Consider the following 18,625-nt stretch of genomic DNA (forward strand, 5'->3'; position numbering starts at 1 on the left):
TCGATAGAGAAATGGATTCGACGGTAGTCATATGGTTGCTTTCCAAGATCAACCAGCCGCCATTCGACTACCGTCGATTCGAGGGGCTCGCACCGCGGCTGGGTGAGGCCGACCTCACCCCGCGTACTCTGTCGCGGCACACAGCGAACCCCCCACATAGACTCTCGGCGTGGCGAAGATATCGATGCGTGGGCGGATCGCCCTGCGGGCCGCGGCGGCAGCCTCGTGGGCCTCGCAGAAGGCGGGACGCGGCAAGGGTTCGATGATCGGCGGCCTGATCGCGCTGAAGATCGACCCGACGATCATGGACCAGCTCGGACGTGGCAGGCGGACGGTCCTGGTGACCGGCACCAATGGCAAGTCGACGACGACGCGGATGACCACCGCCGCACTGAGCACCCTCGGTCAGGTCGCCACGCAGGCCGACGGCGCCAATATGGACGCGGGCATCGTCGCCGCGCTGAGCACGCACCAGGGTGTGCCGCTGGCCGCCATCGAGGTGGACGAACTGCATCTGCCGCACGTCAGCGACTCGCTGAACCCGGCAGCGGTGGTACTGCTGAACCTCAGCCGCGACCAGCTGGACCGGGTCGGCGAGATCAACATGATCGAGCGCAAGCTGCGCGCCGGACTCGCCCGTCACCCCGACACGGTGGTGATCGCCAACTGTGACGACGTGCTGGTCACCTCGATCGCCTACGACCACCCGAACGTGGTGTGGGTCGCCGCGGGCAGCGGCTGGGCGATGGACGCGACGAGCTGTCCGCGCTCCGGCGAGCCGATCCTCTGGGAAGGCGAGCACTGGCGCAGCACCGGCGCGGATTTCCAACGGCCGCAACCTGATTGGCACCTGGAGGGGAACGACCTCGTCGGCCCCGACGGCGAACGCCACCTGCTCGAGCTGGCCCTGCCCGGCCGGGCCAACCGGGGTAACGCCGCTCAGGCGGTCGCCGCCGCGGTCGCGCTGGGCGCCGAAACGAGCAAGGCCGTCGTCGCCGCGGGTACGGTGCGCGAGATCGCGGGCCGCTACCGGACCGTGCAGGTCGGCGAGCACGCCGCGCGGCTGCTGCTCGCCAAGAACCCGGCGGGCTGGCAGGAAGCCCTGTCGATGATCGAGCCGACCGCGGCCGGACTGGTGATCGCGGTGAACGGGCAGGTGCCCGACGGCGAGGACCTCTCCTGGCTGTGGGACGTGCGCTTCGAGCACTTCGAGGGTGTGCAGGTCGTCGCCTCCGGCGAGCGCGCCACCGACCTCGCGGTCCGCCTCACGTACGCGGGCGTCGAACACACCACTGTGCCGGATCCCTTGCGCGCCATCGCTTCCTGCCCACCCGGGCATGTCGAGGTGCTCGCCAACTACACCGCGTTCCGCGACCTCAACCGCGACTTGGAGAATCATGGGTGACTCGACGGTACGGATCGGCCTGGTGCTGCCCGATGTGATGGGCACCTACGGCGACGGCGGCAACGCGCTCGTGCTGCGCCAGCGGCTGCGCATGCGCGGCTACGACGCCGAGATCGTGGAAATCACGCTGCCCGAACCGGTTCCGAACTCACTGGACATCTACACCCTCGGCGGCGCGGAGGATTCCGCGCAGCGGCTGGCCACCCGGCACCTGCAGCGCTATCCCGGCCTGCAGGAGGCGGCCGCGAAAGGCGCTCCGGTGCTTGCCATCTGCGCGGCGATTCAGGTGCTCGGCAACTGGTACGAGACCTCCTCGGGTGAGCGCGTTGACGGCGTCGGCCTCATCGACGTGACGACCTCGCCTCAGGCCAAGCGCGCCATCGGCGAGGTGACGACCAGCCCCATGCTCGCCGGGCTCACCGCTGCGCTCACCGGATTCGAGAACCACCGTGGCGGAACGAAACTCGGCCCGGAGGCGACCGGCCTGGCGCGCGTCACCCGCGGTGTCGGCAACGGCGTCGGCGACGGACTCGAGGGTGTCGTTCAGGGTTCGGTCATCGGCACCTATATGCACGGCCCGGCACTCGCCCGCAACCCCGAGCTCGCCGACCTGCTGCTCACCCGGGCCCTCGGCGTCGACACCCTCGAACCGCTGAACCTTCCGGAGGTCGACCAACTCCGCCGCGAACGCCTTCGCGCCTGAGCGCAGGTCACAAGCTCGCGCGCGGTCGTCGACCAACCGCGTCTTTCGAGAACGGCGGCGGGTTGTCGCGAAACGGACTTCACACCTCGACCGGAGCGACGTCGACCGCGACGGTGATCGAGCTCTCCTTGGCCTCGGTGTAGATGATGCCGCGCAATGGCGGCACGTCCGCGTAGTCGCGCCCCCACGCGGCGACCACGTAGCGCTCGTCCGCGAGCTGGTCATTCGTCGGATCGAAGCCGATCCAGCGGCCCGCGCGTTCGGATGAGTTCTGGCCGGGCACCCATACCGCCGCCCAGGCATGCGTGGCGTCGGCGCCGACCATGCGCTCCTTGCCCGGCGGCGGGTCCGTCGCGAGGTAGCCGGAGACGTACCGCGCGGCGAGCCCGTGTGACCGGAGGCAGGCCGCGGCGATCCTGGCGAAGTCCTGGCAGACGCCCGCGCGCGCGAAGAACACGTCGGAGACCCTGGTCGAGACGTTCGTCGAACCCGACCAGTAGGTGAAGTCGTTGTAGATGCGGGTGGTCAGCTCGGTCACCGCGGCGATCAGCGGCCGCCCCGGCGTGAGCGATCGCGCCGCGTAGGCGGTGATCTCCTCGGTGATCTCCGGCGGGTGCAGGTCGAGGGTGAACTCCACGGCCAGTGGTCCGTTCACGTTGCTCGGCCTGGCGGACTCCCACGGCAGCAGCGCCGGATCGTCCGTCAACTCGGCGGGCGGGTCGACCTCGACCGTCGACTCCGCGCTGACGACCAGCTCGCGGTGTTCGGCCGTGACGTGGAAGTAGTGCGTGGTGTTGCCGTACACATCGGTGCCGACGGACCGGTCCGATGGCGCCGGGTCGATGTTCACCTCGTGCGCGAGGACCCGTTGACCGGGGAACTCTCGCGGGGTCAGATAGGCGCGACCGTAGGAGCTGGTGACCTCCCCGGAGTAGGAGTAGGTGGTGCGATGGGCTACCCGATACCGCCGCGTCGCGCCGTCGCCGCCGATCATCCGACCACCCGCGTGCTGCCCCACAGCGGCTGAATGCCCACCGGCAGCGAGAGTTTCGTCGTCTCGAAGGATTCCGCCACCTTGCGCAGACGCAGGTGCACGCCGTCGAGCAGTTCGGCCAGCTCGGTGCGCCTGCCGTTCTCGTCGGTGACGTTCAGGTCGTCCGGGTCCACGCGGCGCAGCATGCGCTGGGCATCGGCCAGCAAGCGTTGCGGCCGTGAGGATCCCGAGGCGCCCGGCAGCGCGGCGAAGTTCGCGTCGAGCCGTTCCAGCTGGTAGGCCAGCGACCGCGGATTGCCCCTGTCGAACAGCAGCAACCCGGCGACCGCCGAGACACGCACCGAATCCCGGTGTCGCCGACGGTAACTCACCGACGATTCGGCCGCGTGCAACACCGCCTCGGTGACCACCCGCTCGGCCTCCGCGGGATACGTCTCGGTCAGCGCCGCGGAGAGCAGCGCCGTCACGGCCAGCCCGCGCTCAATGCGCTTGCCGATATCCATGACGCACCAACCGATGTCGCGCACCAGCGACTCGGCCCCGATGCCGGACAACGAGAGCAGGGCGGCCAGCGTCAGCGAATGCACCGCCGAGAGCGCCGTCTCGTCGCCATCGCCCTCCCGGTACTCGGCCAGCGCCCGGTCCACCGAGCTGAGAATCATCCACGTGTCGTGCGAGAGCTGATCGCGCACCGCGCGCGCCGACGAGCCGTATCGGTCGATCGCATAGGCCAGCGACCCGGGCAGCTCCCGATCGATGGTCAACGCTTCGAGATAGTCGTGCCCCTCGCGAGATGCGCCCGCCACCGCGGCCACCCCACCGTCGCCGCCCGGCTCGGACTTCACGCCACCTGCCCCCAGTTCAGCGCCTGGAGATTGGCGTTCCCCGCCACCCAGCTCCAGCTCTCCGCCGTCCGCCCCCAACTCCTCGCCGCCAGGCTCAGTCTTCGCACCGCCCCACTTCGGCTCGCCGCCACCCGACGCGGAGTCCGCGCCAACGGCTTCCGGCTGCTCCCCGCCACCCGACCGACCCTCGGCCAGCTCACCGCCGTTTCCGATCACCGCGTCCGGCGCGACCGTGCAGGTCGTCGCGGCCAGAGCCGCCATCAGGACCGGCAGCGCCTCCGCGCCCTCCAACCACGGCCGGTAGCGATAGTCCTGGTAGCGGTCGTGGGTGGCGATCAGCAGGCGCACCGCTGCCTCCGCGCGCTCGCAGTACCGGCCCATCCAGAACATGTCGTTCAGCACGCGCGGCGAGCTGATCTCCTCGACGATCGGCGCGGCCCGCCGCTCGCGCTCCTCGCGCGGCGCTTCGGCGCCGACGGCGGTCGTCGTGGCGGGCGCGGCGCGCACCCAGACGTCCTTGGCGGCGATCTTGATCACCACCCGGTCCGGCTGGGTGCGCTGGCGTAGCTGACCGAGGCCGCCCGCCATCGCCGTGTAGCCGCCGCGGCGGGCCAGCGAGAACAGCCGCATGCCCACCGGCGCCGCGGCCAGACCGCCGTACCCGTGCACGGCCGGGGCCACGGAGAACTGGGCCGGTTCCTGGCCGACCCACTTCCAGCCGTCCGACTCGATGCGCCGCCGCAACTCCTCGCGCATCGTCGCCGACAGATCCGGTCCGAACAGCGTGGCCCCGTCCACCGTCGAACGGATGATCAGTTGGTCCAGCCTGGCCAGCAGATGCGAACGCTCGCTCGCGTCGCCGCCCCAGTACGCGGGCGCACTGTCCAGCAGCAGCTCCTCGCCGAGCAGCGCGCGGGAGATCCGCGGCAGGAAACCCGCGAGCGCCGGATTCTCCAGCAACCCGCTGCCGAGCGTGTTCACCACGGTGACCGCGCCGCGGCGCAACACCTCGACCAGCCCCACCACGCCCAGATGCGAATCCGGCCGCAGATCGAGCGGATCGGAGAACTCCGCGTCCACCCGGCGCAGCACCACGTCCACCCGCTTGAGAGTGCCGAGCGAGCGCATCCACAGCGCGCCGTCGCGCACCACCAGGTCGGCGCTCTCCACCAGCGGGAAACCCAGCGTGGAGGCGAGATACGCCTGGTCGAAGGCGGTTTCGGACTGCACGCCAGGGCTCAGCACCACCACGACGGGATTGTCCTCGGCGACCGGCGCCGCCTCGATCAGCAAGAGCCGCATCGCCCTGGCGAACGGACTGAGCGGGCGCGGGCTGGAGTGCTCGAAGGCTTCCGGGATCGCTGTCGAGACGACGCGCCGGTCGGCCAGCGCGTAACCGGCGCCGGAGGGGGCCTGCGCCCAGTCGGCGATGGCGCGGAATTCGCCGTCGCTCCACCGGCTGATGTCGCAGGCGTGCAGGAACAGCTGGTGGCGTCCGGGGATCGTGATGCCGTGCGCGGCACGCACGTAACCCGCGTTGCCGAAGACCAGTTCCGGTGGCAGCAGCCCGGAGGTGATGGTGCGGCGTGAGCCGTAGATGTCGGTGAGCACCTCGTCCAGCACCCGCGAGCGCTGCACGAGGCCCGCCTCCAGCCGGGTCCAGTCGTCGGCGGAGACCAGCAGCGGGATCGGATCGAGCCGCCACGGCGTCGGGATCGCGGCCTCGCCCGCGCGCATCACCTCGGTGTAGGTGATGCCGTCGTCATCGATCAGCCTGCGCACCCTGGTGTCCAGCCTGCCGAGCCCGGCGGGGCCGATCTCGACGAAGTCGGCCGAGAGTTCGGACCACATCGGCCGCACGATGCCGTCGGCGTCCACCAGCTCGTCGTAGTAGCCGCCGGTCGGCCTGCCGCACTCGTCGTAGGCGCCGGTGTGACCGCCCTCGGCCCGGTAGCGGGCGAGCTGCTCGGCGATCTGCTCGCGCACGTCGGCGGCCGTCGCCGCTGGGGGCACCGCATCGGCGACCATGCCGACCTCACCTCCGCTGTCAGACGTTTCGCCGTGACGGACGTGCGTCCGGTCCGCGCCGCACCGGTCGCCGGTCGGTCCGCGTGCGGCGCGATCCGGCGTAGCTCCAGCATGCCGCGCGCGCCGACGTCGGTCGACCGTCGGTGCCATCTTCGCACGCGGATCCCCGCGATCGCCCGGAGTCGCGGTGTGTCCACCCGCCTTGACATGGCGATCGCACGGCCACGCCCCGGCCGCCGGGCTTGGCGGACAAGGTCTTCGGCGGCGATTCCACCCCGCGTGGGTCGCCGACACACCCGGCCCCGCCTCCCACCGCCGTCCGGACCCGAGTGCTAAGACCGAATCACCAACCGATCTCGTCAGGAGGTCCCATGCGCGCGACCTGTCCAGCCTGCGAATCCGCGGTAGACCACTGCCACGGCACCCTCATCGTCCACGCGACCCGCACCCTCGAATGCACCGACGACGACTGTGTCGCCTTCGACCACGCCCGCCACACCTTCATCGTCGACTGCGCCGACGTAGCCGGCGGCTGCGCCTGCTCGACGCGACCAACCCCCACCCGCCGCCAAGCCTGACAGCCTCTGAATCAATCGATTCCGTCGTCCAGGTCCTGCCAGGTGGCATAGGTTTCGAAAGGCACCACGGTCTCGATTGCCGCGGAGCTGTTCCCTCGACTCCGGTGCGCGGCTGATACGTACTCACCTGCCGAGTTCAGGGTCAGCATCTCGATGGACAAGGCGGGGCCGTCGTTGTTGGCCATCCGGGCGATCCAGTAGTTCTCGATGCCGAAGCGGGCATACTCGGCACGCTTGTCGATCAGGTCCGCGGTGATGGTCGTCGGCGACACAACCTCGACGACCAGCACGGTATCGGCGACGGTCGGCTTCATCTTCCACTTGGGCCTCGGCTGCTCGATACAGCGGTAGACGATGACATCCGGGCGCTTGTAGTGCAGTGGGACCTCGGAGACGAGCATGTCGATATCGCGGTTCACCCGCAGGCACGGCTCGGCCGATTCGCGTTTGGCTCGGCCGTCCAGCAGCGCGCGTTCGATGTTGCGCGCGATGGCGTTGTGGTTGGGCGAGGCCGACTCGCAATGAACGATCATCCCGTCCTTGACCTCGACGTCGCGCGACATCTCCTCGGGCATGGCCAGGTAGTCGTCCATATCTACCGGCAGGCTGTAGGTCTTCGGCGAAGACCAGTCGAACAGCTCCGACATGTGACCGTCCTTCAGGCTGGTAGTCGCAGTAATCGTAGGTCAGTCGGCACGTCTCGGTCTGTGGTGGCGGAGTGCCGGTAGGTAGCTCCCCGTACGCTGGCCGGGTGAACTACGACCACGTGTTGTTGCCGTCCGGTGTTGCTGCGAACCTGGCCGAGGTGGAGGCGTATCTGGTCGGGCAGCAGGGGGTGGACGAGGCCGAGGTGGTCGCCGAGATGGCGGCCGAGATCAACGAGGCGAATCTGGAGCTGCCGGAAGAGGACAGCTTTCTCAGCGGTGAGTCGGTGGGTGGGACGGCGAACGGGTCGGTGCTGCACGTGGCGTGCCCGTACGACGCGATCGGCTACGTGCGGCAGCTGCTGTTCGATATCGCGACCCCGCGCGACTACGCGATCTACGATCCGCAGCTGGCCTGGCTGATCGATCCCGCGGGGCACGTGCCGGTCACCGTCACCCACGGCGGCGCGGGCACGTTCCCGTACCTCACCAAAGCGCTTGTGGACCAGTGGATTCCGGAGCTCGCGCCGCCGAACCCGTACCTGATCGTGGAGCGGGGCGATCACGACTACATCCAGACCTACCGCGGCAAGCCGGGCGAGTACACCGTCGAATACCGCGACGGCGGTCCCGAACGGCACTACGGCGCCACCCTCGCGGACCCCGCCGCGGTCGCCGCCCTGATCTGGGCCTGGACAACGGGCGAGCGGGACGCACTCGCGCGCGTCCCGTGGACCCGCGTGGAGTTCTGACCCCTACTGGTTCTGCACGGCGAGCCGCCCCGCGAGCGCCACGAACGACGCGCCGAACACCCGCCGCATCCACGTCACCACGACCGGCCGCGCGATGACGTACGTGCGCACCGCCGCCGCGCACGCGCCGTATCCGGCGAACACCACGAACGTGGCCAGCATGAAGATGCCGCTCAGCTCGAGCATGCGGGCCAGCGCGTTCGGCGCGCCCGCGGGCACGAACTGGGGCAGGAACGCGAAGAAGAAAATGGTCAGCTTCGGGTTCAGGATGTTGAGCAGCACCGCCGAGGTGATCACCTGACGAGCACGGGGCGCAGCCCGTTCCGGCCCGGCATCGGGGATGGCGAGAGCGCCTTTGTCCCGCAGCGTGTTCCACGCCATGTACAGCAGGTACGCGACGCCGAGGTACTTCAGCGTCTGGAAAGCGACGGCGCTGGTGTTCAACAGCGCGGCGAGACCGGTTACCGCCGCGATCATGTGCGGAACGATGCCGAGCGTGCAGCCGAAGGCCGCGACGACGCTGGCGCGCACGCCGCGCGAGAGTCCGGCCGCGAGGGTGAAAAGGACGCCGGTACCGGGCGTGGCGACGATGACGAGCGTCGTCAACAGAAACTCGATGCTCATCCCCCGCACAGTAATCAGAGTGCGCGCCTGCCGGAAAGGGCTCGGCCCAAGGTCAATTCGTCGGCGAACTCCAGATCGCCGCCCATCGGAAGGCCGGAGGCCAATCGCGTCACCGCGAGCCCAGGGAAATCGCGCAGCATCCGCACCAGGTAGGTGGCCGTCGCCTCGCCCTCGGTGTTCGGGTCGGTCGCGATGATCACCTCGCTGACGTCGACGCCGTCCTCTTGATTGCCGATGCGCGCCAACAGTTCCCGTATCCGCAGCTGATCCGGGCCGATGCCGCTGAGCGGATCGAGCGCACCGCCGAGCACGTGGTAGCGGCCACGGAACTCACGGGTGCGCTCGATCGCCTGGACGTCCTTCGGCTCCTCGACCACACAGATCATGCTGCGATCGCGCCGCGGGTCGGCGCAGATCCGGCACAGCTCACCGTCGGAGACGGTGCCGCACACCACGCAGAACTGCACGCCGTCGCGCACCTTCTGTAGCGCGGCCTGCAACCGGTCGATCTCCGGCGGCTCCACCTGGAGCAGGTGAAACGCGATGCGCTGCGCGCTCTTCGGACCGACGCCGGGCAGCTTGCCCAGCTCGTCGATCAGATCCTGTACCGGACCCTCGTACAACCGTCCCGTCCTCGATCAGAAATCCGGCAGCCCGGGCAGCGAACCGCCCCCGAGTCCGCCGGAGAGCGGGCCGAGGCGCTCGGCCGCCAGCTGCTGCGCGTTGCTCATCGCGTCGTTGACCGCGCCGATCACCAGATCCTGCAGGCCCTCGACGTCTTCCGGGTCGACGACTTTCGGGTCGATGGTCAGCGAGACCACCTGGCCCGTCGCCTTGATCCGAACTCGAACGAGGCCGCCACCGGCCTGTCCGTCCACCTCGGAGGCCGCGATCTCGGCCTGCGCTTCCATCACCGCCTGCTGCATCTGCTGTGCCTGGGCGAGTAACTGCTGCATGTCGAACTGACCACCGGGCTGCACTGCTCGTCCTCTCTCAGGGGAGATTGTCACGGTTCAGCCTAGTCCTCCCGGATATACCGAGACAGTCAGCCCCGACCCGCCTAACCTGGACCTGGGTCGGTTACCGGTTCGGTTGATTCTGGAGACAGTAATGAGCACAAACCGAGCACTTCTCGTGGCCGCCATGGCACTTTCGATGCTCTGCGCCCCGGCGGCCGCCGCGGATTCCGACGTGCAGCCCGCGGATTTCGACGTGACCCCCGCGGCGTCCGACTACGGCGGCGGGTGCGTGCTGTATCCCGACGACAAGGCAGCCACCCTGGATTCGCTGCGGCTCCGCTGCTCGCCCGAGCAGCAGGACGCGATCTTCCACGATGCCCCGCAAGGTGCGGTCCCGATGGGCGTCAAGGACGGCTGGGTGATCCGGCCGAACTATGCCCAGGGCATCACAACCGGTCTGTGGCTCGGCAAGAACTTCTACACCGGTCCCGACGGCGGCTACCTGCTGAACCGCCTGACCCGCGCGGACATGGAGGGCTGGAAGGCCGACGTGTACCGCGCGCCCGCGGTGCTGGACGGCGGCCCGGCCTGGGCGCTGAACTACGCCCCCTCGCCGACCCCGGCCCTCTACGACGAGATCCGCGAGGTGACCCCCGGCGTGTGGTTCGGCTACTCGTGGTGGCGCGGCGCGGTGCAGACCACCCTGCTGCTGACCTTCGCACTGGCGTGATCGTGTCGCTTGACTCTCCAGTGGCTGGAGGGTGTTCGCTGAACACATGACCGCGACCGTCTCGATCGGTGAGTTCGCCAGACTGACCTACCTCAGCGTGAAAACGCTGCGGTACTACCACGACATCGAACTGCTCGAGCCGGTCGAGGTGGACCCGGTCTCGGGTTATCGGCGCTACTCGACAGACCAGGTGGCGCAGGCTCATTTGATCCGCCGCCTGCGCCGCCTCGACATGCCGCTGCCCGAGATCAAGTCCGTGCTCGCCGCGCCGGACATCACCACCCGGGACAGCGCGCTGCGTGCGCATCTGGAGCGCATGGAGGCGGAATTGCAGCGGACCCGGGCGGTGGTCGCATCGCTGCGCTCGCTGCTGACCGAGCCCGCGCCGATCACCGTGAGCTACCGCTCGATTCCGGCGTTTCCGGCGCTCGCCGTCGTCGGCTTCGTCGAGCGGGACGGCATCGAGGCCTGGTGCGGCCGGTCGTTCGCGCTGCTCTACCAAACCTTGGCCGCGGCGGGCGTGCGGCCCGCGGGAGTCGGCGGCGCGACGTACTCGCCGGAGTTCTTCGCCGACGACACGGGCGAGGTGGTCGCCTTCGTGCCGATCCCGAGCCGCGACGCCATCGAACCGCCCGAGGGACTCGCGGTGCTCGAGCTGCCCGCGCGCCGCTTCGCCATCGCCGTGCACAGCGGCCCTTTCGAGGACTTCGACCGCACCTACGGCGCGCTGGGCAGCCACGTCGCCGAACACGACACGGCGCTGCCGGAGCCGATCCGCGAGCTGTACGTGGTGGCCCCGAACGACACCGACGAACCGACCACATACCGAACCGAAGTCTGCTGGCCCATCGGCGGACACCTGGAACAGGAGTGAACGATCATGACGCTGTCCATCGCCAACGTCACCTTCGATTGCGAGAACGCCGCGGCGCTCGCCGGATTCTGGGCGGAGCTGCTCGACCAGCGCGTCGACGAAGGAGCCAGCGAGTTCTTCGCGACGGTCGGACGGGAATCCGGCCACAAGCCGTTGCTGATGTTCATCAAGGTGCCGGACAAGACGCCGGGTAAGAACGTCGTCCACCTGGATCTGGCGTCGACCGAGTGGCGCGAACAGATCGACCGCGCGGTCGCCCTCGGCGCGAAGCACATCGGCGATTTCGACGAGTACGGCGGGAACTGGGCGACGCTCGCCGACCCGGAGGGCAACCTCTTCGACATCGGCAAGGCCTGATCGCAGCTGTCGCGCGGATTCCGTGCGGCGAGAACGACGGCGCGGCCGGACCTGTTCAGGGTCCGGTCGCGCCGTTCCTGAATGACCTACCGGCTCAGGCCAATTCGCGCTTCAGGTTCTCCAGCACCTCGGCCTGAATCTTCTTCAGCCCCAGCGGCGCGAAGATGCCCTCGAAGATGCCCGAGATGCCGCCCGCGCCCTTCCACGTGGTGCGCAGCGTTACCTGGGCGCCGGCGCCCTCCGGCGTCACGGTCCAGGTGTTGACCATGGTGGAGTTCGAGTCACGCTCGGTGACAATGGAATCCGCCACGGAGACGACGGCGTGCACGTTGCGCGAGCGCTTCTCGGTGGCCTGCAGAGTCCACTCGGCGACGGTGCCCGCGCCTTTGCCGCCCTCGACGACCTTGTAGTCGCGGTAGTGCGGGGAGAGAATGCGCGGGCGCACCGTGTCGTAGTCGGCGATGGCCTCGAGCGCGCGCTTCGGATCCGCGTCGACGGTGATCGAACTGCTGGCGCTGACCTGTCCCACAATGAGCTCCTTGTCCGGATGCGGTGTCTCGACCGCCCCCTATCCTGCCCTGCGCCCGCGCGTGCGCGGCGTCCAGGCTCACGTTGTCCGACCGCGTGTTCGGCCGGGCCGCTGCCACGCCGAACACCGGGTATTCCCGATGCAACATTCCCGTGACATTTATCCCGGCTCGAGCATTTCTCGGTGGTCGAAGATCACGGTGCGTACTAGCGTCGAGGGGTGGCAGTGAGTCTGTTGGGGAAGGCCGGTCACAGTCCGGCCGCACGCGAATCAGGGTTTGCCGCGCACCGAGCGGGTGTGGAGCGCCTTCTGGCGAGTTACCGCGCCATACCCGCCGACGCCAACGTGCGGCTGGCGAAGAAGACCTCCAATCTGTTCCGGGCCAGGGCCAAGAACACGGCACCCGGCTTGGACGTTTCCGGCCTCACCCAGGTCGTCCAGGTGGATTCGGACGCGCGAACCGCCGACGTGGCGGGCATGACCACCTACGAGGACCTGGTGGCCGCGACCCTGCCGTACGGGCTGGCGCCGCTGGTGGTTCCGCAGCTCAAGACGATCACTCTCGGCGGCGCGGTGACCGGCCTCGGCATCGAGTCCACCTCGTTCCGCAGCGGCCTACCGCACGAGTCGGTGCTGGAGATGGACGTGCTGACCGGGGCGGGCGAGCTGATCACCGCCCGGCCGGAGGGCGAGCACGCGGATCTGTTCCACGGCTTTCCCAATTCCTACGGCACGCTGGGGTACACCGTCCGGCTGAAGATCGAGCTCGAGCCCGTGCTGCCCTACGTGGCGCTGCGCCATTTGCGGTTCCGCGACCTGCGGGAACTGGAGGCCGCGATCACGCGGATCGTGGACGAGAAGTCCTACGACGGCGAGCGGGTCGACTATCTCGACGGCGTGGTGTTCACCGCCGAGGAGAGTTACCTGACCCTCGGCAGGCAGACCGACGAGCCGGGCCCGGTCAGCGACTACACCGGGATGGACATCTACTACCGCTCCATCCAGCACGACGGCGCGCAGCCCAAGCGCGATCGGCTGACCATCCACGACTACCTGTGGCGCTGGGACACCGACTGGTTCTGGTGCTCGCGCGCTTTCGGCGCGCAGAACCCGAGCGTCCGCCGGTTCTGGCCGAAGCGCTACCGGCGCAGCAGCTTCTATTGGAAGCTGGTCGCCCTCGACCACAAATACAACATCGGCGACAAATTGGAAGCCCGCAAGGGCAAGCCGCCGCGCGAGCGGGTGGTGCAGGACATCGAGGTCCCGGTGGAGCGCACCGCGGATTTCGTCGAATGGTTCCTGCGCGAGATTCCCATCGAGCCGATCTGGCTGTGCCCGCTGCGTTTGCGGGAGACGGGCGCGCCCGCCGCGAGGAACGGACGCGTCTGGCCGCTCTACCCGATCGAGCCGAACCGCACCTACGTCAACGTGGGATTCTGGTCGTCCGTGCCCATTGTTCCCGGACAGCGAGAGGGCGCGGCCAACCGCGCCATCGAACGCACCGTGACCGATTTCGACGGGCACAAATCGCTGTACTCGGACGCCTTCTACGACGAGGACGAGTTCGCGGCGCTCTACGGCGGCGAGGCCTACACCGAACTGAAGAAACGCTACGACCCGGACCAGCGCTTGCTGGATTTGTATTCGAAGGCGGTGCAACGGAAATGACGACATTCAAGGACCGGTCCGACGTGTTCGCGGACCTGGGAACCAAGCTGAGCATTGCCGAGATCTTCGAGACCCTCGTCGACGGCGAGGTCCCGATTCGCCTGACGGCCTACGACGGCAGCGCGACCGGGCCGGAGGATTCGGACTACACCCTCGACATCAAGACGCCGCGCGGCATCAACTATCTGGCCACCGCGCCCGGCGATCTCGGCATGGCGCGCGCCTACATCGCGGGCGACATGACCGCCGAGGGCGTCCACCCCGGCGACCCGTACGAGATCCTGAAGGCGATGCAGGACTTGAAGTTCCGCCGCCCGTCGGCGCTCGCGCTGGTCACCATCGCGCGCTCGCTGGGCTGGGAGCGGCTCAAGCCGGTCGCGCCGCCGCCGCAGGAGACGCTGCCGCGCTGGCGCCGGATCGCGTTCGAGGGTCTGCGCCACTCCAAGACCCGCGACGCGGAGGCCATCCACCACCACTACGACGTCTCGAATACCTTCTACGAGTACGTCCTAGGTCCCTCGATGACCTACACCTGCGCGACCTACGGCGACGAGAACTGGACGCTGGAGCAGGCGCAGGAGAACAAGTACCGTCTCGTCTTCGACAAGCTGCGCCTGAAGGAGGGCGACCGGCTGCTCGACATCGGCTGCGGCTGGGGCGGCATGGTGCGCTACGCGGCAAGGCGCGGTGTCGAGGTCATCGGCGCGACCCTCTCGGCGGAGCAGGCGGAGTGGGCGCAGCGGAAGATCGCCGAGGAAGGTCTCTCGGATCTGGCCGAGGTGCGGCACTCCGACTACCGCGACGTGCCGGAGGGCGAGTTCGACGCCGTGTCCTCGATCGGTCTCACCGAGCACATCGGCGTGCACAACTACCCGTTCTACTTCGAATTCATCAAGAACAAGCTGCGCGACGGCGGCCTGTTCCTCAACCACTGCATCACCCGCCCGGACAACACCCGCACCACCAAGGCTGGCGATTTCATCGACAGGTACGTCTTCCCGGACGGCGAACTGATCGGTTCCGGCCGCATCATCTCCGAGATCCAGAACGTCGGGCTCGAGGTGCTGCACGAGGAGAACCTGCGCGAGCACTACGCGCTGACCCTGCACGAATGGTGCAAGAACCTGGTCGCCAACTGGGACGCCTGCGTCGCCGAGGTCGGCGAGGGCACCGCCAAGGTCTGGGGCCTGTACATGGCGGGCTGTCGACTCGGCTTCCAGCGCAACGTGGTCCAGCTGCACCAGGTCCTCGGCGTCAAGCTGCCCCCCAACGGCGCGTGGACGGTCCCCCTGCGCCCCTGGTGGGAGGCCTGAGCTGACGCTGCCCGCCTGTCAGTCCAGGAGTTGCTCCAGGAACCGGGCGGGTAGCGCCACGTCCTCCAATTGGTCGGGGGACGTGTGCATTTCGGAGCGCAGCACGCGCAGGATGGCGACAACGCTGGGACCAGCGTCCAAGAGCGGACGGGTCCAGCCCAGCTCGGCGCAGGTGGCGGCGGCGGGGAGCAGCAGGCCGGTGGCCTCGCCGACCCAGCCGGACGCGGCGAGGCATTCGGCGAGCAGCAGCGCGGTGTCCAATTCCGCTCGGGGACGGTTCTGTTCGAGCATCCGGCCGTGCAGGGCGCGGGCGCGGCGCACCGCGGTGTCGTCCGAGCGCAGCGCCTTCTGCGCGAGCAGGCCGCGGATGCCCGCGATCTCCTCGGCCTCGGCGGTGAGCGCGGCGGAGCCGACCAGCCGGTGATGGACGACGCCGAGCGCTTCGGAATGCCCGTCGCCGCGCGCGAGGTACTCCACGGGCAGGCCGAGCCGCAGCCGTTCGGCGCGGATGTGCGCCGCGAGCCGGACCAGGCGGTGCTCGGCGGCCACCCGGGCGCCCTCGTCCAGCCGGGCCGCGGCGGTCGCCAGATCGCCGAGCACCGCCTTGACCCGCGCGCCGGTGACGAACGTCGAGATCAGGAAGTCGACCGGGCCGATCCGGGTGACCAGCTGGTGGCTCTCGTCGAACAGGCGGTCGGCGACCTCGAGATCGCCTCGGCGATAGTTCAATTCGCCCAGCAGCGCCGAGGCCACCCGCACCGCGTGTGATCGCGGACCCGAGCGAAGCCGCGCCGTCTCCCACGCCTGCTGGAAACACTGCATCGCCGTGGCGATGTCGAGTTGCTCGTAGGCCGCCGCGCCCTGCCCGCACAGCCCGAACACCACGCCGAGCGGGTCCTTCGAGCTGGCGTGGTACTCGGCCGCCCAGTCCTGGATGCTGCGGGCGCCGTCGAAGTCGAACTGGCAAAGCCGCACGAACGAGGTCAGATTCGCCGCGGTGGATACCGTCCACGCGGGCAGCTCGTCGGGGCGCTCGAGGCAGTCCGCGACACGGTCGAGCACGCCCTCGGTGTGATCGCGGGCGATCTGGTCGGCGGCGGCGAGCACCGCGGCCTCGCACCGCTGCCTGCCCACGTCGGCGTCGCCGGACGAACCGCGCGCGAGCATGTTGGACAGCCTGCCGAGCGCGCTGCGCGCCGCGCTGGACTGTTGCAGGTTCACATTGGCCCGCGCCACCGCCATGAGCAGCTTCGATCGCGAAGCCACCTGCTGCACCGGCAGTTTCGACACCGTGCCGAGCAGGGTCGCCAGCCGGGAGGCGTCGATCAGATCCATGCCGCCGCCCTCGACCAGATCCAGCGCCATCTTCAGATCCGTCGCGGCCAGCGCGTGGTCCACCGACTTGCGCAGCAGCTGGTGTTCGGCGTACCAGCGGGACGCCTTGCGGTGCAACGACTTCAACTTCCCCGGCTGAGTGCGTTCCAGCCGGGCGCGCAGATGCTCGGCGAACAGCGGCTGCATCCGGTACCACTCCGGGTCGTGCTCGATGCGCCGCAGGAACAGCTCGCGCTGCTCGGCCTGGGCGAGCAGCAGCTCGGCCTCGCTGTCGTCGGACAGGGCGGCGGCCAGCGACGCCGAGACGCGCTCGGTCACCGAGATCGAGCTGAGGAAGTCGAGCATCCGCGGTTCGAGCGCGTCGAGCACGTTCTCGGCGAGGTATTCGCGGATGCCGTGACTGCCTTCGGAAAGCGTCGCGATCAACTGGTCCGGGTCGACGTTGCCGCGCAGCGAGAGGCTGATCAACTGGATGGCGGCGGGCCAGCCGTCGGTCGCCTCGTGGATCTGTTCCACCTGGGCCTCGGTGAGCGCGAAACCGTTGCGGTCCACCAAGATCTGCTTGGTCTCGGCCACGGTGAGCCGTAGCGCCGCGGACCCGATCTCGACCAGTTCGTCGTGCACCCGCATCCGGCTGGTCGGCAGGCCGGACTGTTCCCTGCTGGTGACCACGAAGCGCAGGTGGTGGCAGCCGTTGTCGAGGAGTGCCTCCATCGCGCGGTGCGTCCCGGGATCGGTGATGCGGTGCCAGTCTTCGACCACCACCACAATGGTCTCCCCGCCCGCGTGGATCTCGTCGATGAGGGTGGTGATGACATAGGGCACCGCGTCGCCCGCGTGTTCCTCCAGCGCCTGGTCGAGACCGGCGCCGACGTCGGGCCGCACCCGGTGGATGGCCTGGATGAGGTGGGCGAGGAACCAGATCTCGTTGTCGTCGTCGCCGTCGATGCCGATCCACGCGACCGGCACCCCACCGCTGCTCAGTTCCGCGCGCCACTGCGCGGCCACCGTGCTCTTGCCGAATCCCGCGGGCGCGTGAATGACCGCGAGCCTGCGTCGCCCGCCCGCGCGCAGGATGTCCAGCAAGCGGGGGCGCGGCACCGGCGCGAGGGCCGGGGTCGGCGGACGGAATTTCGTGGCGGCGGTGGGCGGCATGGTGGTCGAGCCGCTCGGGTGCTGCGAGACGGCGGGACGCAGCGTCAACGGCCAGCTGCGCCGGGTCACCGCGGGACGGGTCCGCGTGGACGGTTGCGCTTCCACCACCGGACGTGCCCCGTCGAATTCGTCCAGCAACCCGCTGGTGTCGAGCAGCGCCATCTCGTCGGGCAGCTGACCGTGTTGCACCTGGACCGAGCGCAGCAGCATGCCGAGTTCGTACGCCGAATCCGGTCGATCGGCCGGATCGGGCGCCATGGCCCGCTCGATCGCGTCTGCCACATCGGGCGGGATGTCCTGCTCGCGCAGATCCGGCACCGGCTGGGTGGTGATCCGCAGAAACTGCGCGACCACCCGCTCCCCCGCCTGCCGCTCGAAGGCGGCGTGACCGGTGAGCACGGCGAACAGCGTCGCCCCGAGGCCGTAGACGTCGGAGCGGACGGTCGGCTCCTCGCCTTTGAGCACCTCCGGCGCGGTGAACGCGGGCGAACCGGTGATCAGGCTGCTGGAGGTGCGGAAGCCGCCGGGAATCCTGGCGATGCCGAAATCGGTGAGCTGCGGTTCGCCGTAGCCGCTGAGCAGCACGTTGGCCGGTTTGACGTCGCGGTGCAAGATCCTGGCGCGATGCGCGCTCTCGATCGCGCCCGCGAGCTTCACGCCCGCTCGCAGCGAGTCCGCCCACGTGAGCGGGCCCTGCTCGCGGATGAGCTGCTCGAGCGAGCCGTGTGTGCAGTACGGCATCACGATGATCGGCATGCCGCTGGCGGTGACGTCGACCTGGAGGATGTCGACGATGTTGGGGTGGCCGGAGAGCCTGCCCATCGCCTGCTCCTCGCGGAGGAACCGTTCGCGGCTCTCGGCGTCGATCTCGGAGGAGAGCACCTTGACCGCGACGACCCGTTCCAGCGCGACTTGCAGGCAGCGGTACACCACGCCGAAGCCGCCCCTGCCGATCTCGACGGCGCCGGAGAGTCCCATCGCCTCGAGCTCGTCGGCGATGCCGACCAGATCGGTGCGTTGGGTATCGCGCTGGGTGTCCAGGCCGCGTCGCGTGTCCATGCCGCGCGTATTCGAATCGGCCGGGACCGCTTCGGGACTCATCTTGCCCGAATCCCTCTGTGGATTCACGTGA

17 protein-coding genes are annotated in these 18,625 nt (G+C 69.1%); 9 read left to right on the plus strand and 8 right to left on the minus strand.

The features are described from left to right. The first annotated feature begins 184 nt into the window (after window positions 1-184). Complete coding sequence (locus tag FB390_RS04410; RefSeq protein ID WP_141811539.1) at window positions 185-1,405, plus strand: MurT ligase domain-containing protein; 1,221 nt, start codon at window positions 185-187, stop codon at window positions 1,403-1,405. Further along, window positions 1,398-2,108 (plus strand): type 1 glutamine amidotransferase, encoded by a 711-nt coding sequence (locus FB390_RS04415; RefSeq protein WP_141807799.1) that lies wholly within the window; start codon window positions 1,398-1,400, stop codon window positions 2,106-2,108. Before FB390_RS04410 ends, FB390_RS04415 begins: the two co-directional genes overlap by 8 nt. A gap of 79 nt (window positions 2,109-2,187) precedes the next feature. Here the strand turns inward: FB390_RS04415 and FB390_RS04420 are convergent, their stop codons facing one another. Together FB390_RS04420 and FB390_RS04425 are read right to left on the minus strand one after the other, a co-directional pair. Beyond that, window positions 2,188-3,102 carry a transglutaminase family protein gene (locus FB390_RS04420; RefSeq protein ID WP_141807800.1) on the minus strand — a complete coding sequence of 305 codons (915 nt, stop codon included), beginning with the start codon at window positions 3,100-3,102 and terminating at the stop codon, window positions 2,188-2,190. Then, window positions 3,099-5,975: a circularly permuted type 2 ATP-grasp protein gene (locus FB390_RS04425; RefSeq protein ID WP_141807801.1), complete on the minus strand. Its 2,877-nt coding sequence runs from the start codon at window positions 5,973-5,975 to the stop codon at window positions 3,099-3,101. The genes FB390_RS04420 and FB390_RS04425 overlap by 4 nt, the downstream gene beginning before the upstream one ends. Window positions 5,976-6,346: 371 nt before the next feature. Between FB390_RS04425 and FB390_RS04430 the strand changes: the two genes are divergently transcribed. Further along, complete coding sequence (locus FB390_RS04430; protein ID WP_141807802.1) at window positions 6,347-6,553, plus strand: hypothetical protein; 207 nt, start codon at window positions 6,347-6,349, stop codon at window positions 6,551-6,553. Window positions 6,554-6,564: 11 nt separating this feature from the next. On the opposite strand, the gene FB390_RS04435 is transcribed toward FB390_RS04430, so the two are convergent. Beyond that, on the minus strand, window positions 6,565-7,200 hold the full coding sequence (locus FB390_RS04435) for a Uma2 family endonuclease (RefSeq protein WP_141807803.1): 636 nt from the start codon (window positions 7,198-7,200) through the stop codon (window positions 6,565-6,567). 104 nt (window positions 7,201-7,304) lie between these two features. Between FB390_RS04435 and FB390_RS04440 the strand changes: the two genes are divergently transcribed. After that, entirely contained in the window at window positions 7,305-7,949 is a 645-nt protein-coding gene (locus tag FB390_RS04440) for a hypothetical protein (RefSeq protein WP_141807804.1), read from the plus strand. 3 nt (window positions 7,950-7,952) lie between these two features. Here FB390_RS04440 and FB390_RS04445 read toward each other — a convergent pair whose 3' ends face one another. From FB390_RS04445 to FB390_RS04455, 3 genes are read right to left on the minus strand one after another with little or no spacing between them, the layout of a single operon-like run. Further along, the gene (locus tag FB390_RS04445) at window positions 7,953-8,573 is read right to left on the minus strand and encodes a LysE family translocator (protein ID WP_141807805.1); all 621 of its coding nucleotides are present in this window, start codon (window positions 8,571-8,573) and stop codon (window positions 7,953-7,955) included. Between the two features lie 14 nt (window positions 8,574-8,587). After that, the gene (recR, locus tag FB390_RS04450) at window positions 8,588-9,196 is read right to left on the minus strand and encodes a recombination mediator RecR (protein WP_097246155.1); all 609 of its coding nucleotides are present in this window, start codon (window positions 9,194-9,196) and stop codon (window positions 8,588-8,590) included. 15 nt (window positions 9,197-9,211) lie between these two features. Then, window positions 9,212-9,553: a YbaB/EbfC family nucleoid-associated protein gene (locus tag FB390_RS04455; RefSeq protein ID WP_141807806.1), complete on the minus strand. Its 342-nt coding sequence runs from the start codon at window positions 9,551-9,553 to the stop codon at window positions 9,212-9,214. Between the two features lie 130 nt (window positions 9,554-9,683). On the opposite strand from FB390_RS04455, the gene FB390_RS04460 reads away from it, so the two are divergent. Genes FB390_RS04460 through FB390_RS04470 form a run of 3 tightly spaced genes read left to right on the plus strand, consistent with a single transcriptional unit; the run spans window position 9,684 to window position 11,493 of the window. After that, window positions 9,684-10,262 (plus strand): hypothetical protein, encoded by a 579-nt coding sequence (locus FB390_RS04460; RefSeq protein ID WP_141807807.1) that lies wholly within the window; start codon window positions 9,684-9,686, stop codon window positions 10,260-10,262. A gap of 46 nt (window positions 10,263-10,308) precedes the next feature. Next, window positions 10,309-11,136, plus strand: a complete 828-nt coding sequence (locus FB390_RS04465; protein ID WP_141807808.1) for a MerR family transcriptional regulator — start codon at window positions 10,309-10,311, stop codon at window positions 11,134-11,136. Window positions 11,137-11,142: 6 nt separating this feature from the next. Further along, window positions 11,143-11,493 carry a VOC family protein gene (locus tag FB390_RS04470; RefSeq protein WP_141807809.1) on the plus strand — a complete coding sequence of 117 codons (351 nt, stop codon included), beginning with the start codon at window positions 11,143-11,145 and terminating at the stop codon, window positions 11,491-11,493. A gap of 94 nt (window positions 11,494-11,587) precedes the next feature. Here the strand turns inward: FB390_RS04470 and FB390_RS04475 are convergent, their stop codons facing one another. After that, window positions 11,588-12,022 (minus strand): SRPBCC family protein, encoded by a 435-nt coding sequence (locus tag FB390_RS04475; RefSeq protein WP_141807810.1) that lies wholly within the window; start codon window positions 12,020-12,022, stop codon window positions 11,588-11,590. 225 nt (window positions 12,023-12,247) lie between these two features. On the opposite strand from FB390_RS04475, the gene FB390_RS04480 reads away from it, so the two are divergent. Beyond that, window positions 12,248-13,690, plus strand: a complete 1,443-nt coding sequence (locus tag FB390_RS04480) for an FAD-binding oxidoreductase (RefSeq protein WP_141811540.1) — start codon at window positions 12,248-12,250, stop codon at window positions 13,688-13,690. Next, window positions 13,687-15,003: a class I SAM-dependent methyltransferase gene (locus FB390_RS04485; protein WP_141807811.1), complete on the plus strand. Its 1,317-nt coding sequence runs from the start codon at window positions 13,687-13,689 to the stop codon at window positions 15,001-15,003. The genes FB390_RS04480 and FB390_RS04485 overlap by 4 nt, the downstream gene beginning before the upstream one ends. An 18-nt stretch (window positions 15,004-15,021) precedes the next feature. Here FB390_RS04485 and FB390_RS04490 read toward each other — a convergent pair whose 3' ends face one another. Continuing rightward, on the minus strand, window positions 15,022-18,552 hold the full coding sequence (locus FB390_RS04490) for a protein kinase domain-containing protein (RefSeq protein WP_425465893.1): 3,531 nt from the start codon (window positions 18,550-18,552) through the stop codon (window positions 15,022-15,024). Between the last annotated feature and the right edge of the window lie 73 nt (window positions 18,553-18,625).

This window comes from Nocardia bhagyanarayanae (assembly GCF_006716565.1).
GTDB lineage: Bacteria > Actinomycetota > Actinomycetes > Mycobacteriales > Mycobacteriaceae > Nocardia > Nocardia bhagyanarayanae.